This window comes from Lentimicrobium sp. L6, assembly GCF_013166655.1.
In the GTDB taxonomy this organism is placed as follows: domain Bacteria; phylum Bacteroidota; class Bacteroidia; order Bacteroidales; family UBA12170; genus UBA12170.
The window spans coordinates 1-2,399 of the sequence record NZ_JABKCA010000157.1 but is presented as its reverse complement, the minus strand read 5'-3'; the positions used below and the strand labels follow the sequence as shown (position 1 = coordinate 2,399).

The following is a 2,399-nucleotide window of genomic DNA, read 5'->3' as shown; positions in this document are numbered from 1 at the left end:
ACAATTTTAATATATCGCTGATTAACTAATAGGTTATCAAACTGATAGGATAAGTGAACAATTGAGCACCTCAAATTAATTATTATTTCATGAATAAACTGTGATCAAAGGGCTTAAGTAATATTATTTTATCCACAGCTTTTAAACAATAACAGAAGGTGAACAAATCATGATAAAAGAAAGTATTATTCAAAATTTTGTAGCAGAATTTCTAGGAATTTCCCGTAATTTGCAGTTAAATTATAAACTATGATTAAAACATACCGATTACACATCATCCTTTTGTTAATGATTTTCGTGAGTTCTTTCACAGCATCTGGCCAAATTATTAATGAAAGCTTTGAAACTTGGCCCCCTGCCGATTGGACCATTTCTCCTAATTCTGGCACTGGCGCTTGGGTTCAGAATAATGGAATATATAACACTGATGATGGAAATGCGGGTCCAGGATTTGTTTTTGATGGAGAACAAGCAGCTATGTTTAGTAATTATGATTTTATCCCCAATATAGAAGGCTCTATAACCACTCCTAGCTTCGATTTAAGCTCTCTGATAACTCCATATCTAACATTCCAATGGTGGAATAATGACGCCCCATTAGAACCTTCACTATTGAAGATTTCAACATCCATTGATGGAGTGATATTTGTTGAAATTGATGTGATAGAAGCAACTGGCAGTGGCGATAATTTTGTTGAATACCATAAAGTTTTAGATCCTGACGTGGTCAAAATTCAAATTACAGCTGTCAGTGATTTTGGTTTTAAAAACACCTATGTGGATGCTTTTATCATCGATGAAGCTCCTGATTGTATTAAACCAAATGACTTGAGTTTAGTATATACTGACGGAAACTCAGCCACTATCGATTGGACCAATGGTGGAATAGAGGAGTCTTGGTTTATTGAGTATGGTGAATCTGGATTTAACTTAGGAGAAGGAACAAGCTTAAGTACCGATTCTCATCCCTATGAAATAATGGATCTAGAAGCCAATACTAGCTATGATGTTTATGTTAAAGCCAATTGTGGTGAAAATGAGTCAGATTGGGAAGGCCCACTTTCATTTTCAACAGATTGTGATGTCATTATACCAATTGATTGGGAAGAAGGCTTCGAAAATGGAAATCTGGGATGCTTCTCTGTTCAGCAATCTAACGAAGAAGATACTTGGTACTATACCCCCGCAGCTGGATTCATTGAACCACATTCGGGCGAAGGACATGCTCGAATTGGGTATAATGTAAACCCTCAAGATGAGTATTTAATCTCTCCTGTATTTAATTTAGCATACACTGGGTTTCCACAATTAAGCTTCTGGTGGGCCCTTTCTTATAACTACTCTGTGGCTCCTAATGATAATTACGACTTGATTGTAGAAGTAACTACCAACGGGGGGCTTACTTGGACTCCAATTTGGGACGAAACCATGGTGGGCGAATTTGAAAATTGGGTTTATTATGAAGCTTTCATTGATATATCTGCCTATTCTGATGAAGATAGCTTTCAGTTTGCTTTTCATTATATAGGAGCTGATGGTGCTGCGGCTTATATTGATGATATTATTTTAACAACTGAAGTTGGGATAACGGAGAATAAGTCTTCTGATAATGTTCGGTTATTTCCAAATCCTGCCAATGACTTCGTGCAAATTTCTTCTGCTGAAAGCTTAAATAGAATTAATTTATATAACCTGATGGGACAGAAAATATACACACTAAATGTTTCAGACCAATCTCAGGTGCAATTAAATACGGCACTATTTGAAAATGGAATTTACATTTTAGAAATTGAATCTTCCACAAGTATTGAATCTAAAAGGCTGAGTATTCAACACTAAAAGATATAAATATCTTATCAAGAATATATACAGACAATTAAGTACCGATATACCCCTTTGAGTATTGGTACTTAATTTTTTTCGCCTATACAAATCTAGTTAACAAACATTCATTCAAGCTTTTAAACCTTTTCATATTTTTATTTTTCAATCAAAATAAAAGATATATTTGCCTACTTTTAACACTAACATATAAAAGCTATGAAGTTAAAAGTTCTTATTGTTTTCATCCTTATTTCTTCTTGAATGAGCCTTTCGGCGAAAATATTCAGTTGCACTAAGACCTTGGGAAGAACAGAAACCATCCGACCACAACTGTAGAAATGTTCAATCCAGACAAATATGGTAATACCTTCTTTATCGACATGGCCTACAACAGCGGTGGGGTAAAAAGATATTCACACGCAAAGAAAATGAAAAGGGAAATCGCAAAGTTAGCGAAGGGATAAAGCTGAACACAGATGAGACGGATTGAACAGATTCTCGCGGATAGCTTTGAATAAAACAAATGGAAAAATGCATGAGGGAATCAATAATTCGCCAGCTCGCCAGCTCTCTTT

General features: G+C 35.2%; 1 protein-coding gene. It reads left to right on the top strand.

What is annotated here, in order from left to right:
* Nucleotides 1-249: 249 nt before the first annotated feature.
* Entirely contained in the window at nt 250-1,839 is a 1,590-nt protein-coding gene (locus tag HNS38_RS19935) for a T9SS type A sorting domain-containing protein (protein ID WP_172279034.1), read from the top strand.
* Nucleotides 1,840-2,399: the final 560 nt, after the last annotated feature.

What these genes read in the sequence shown, in the direction of transcription:
- HNS38_RS19935 (WP_172279034.1), top strand. Translation starts at nt 250, where the DNA reads ATGATTAAAACATACCGATTACACATCATCCTTTTGTTAATGATTTTC.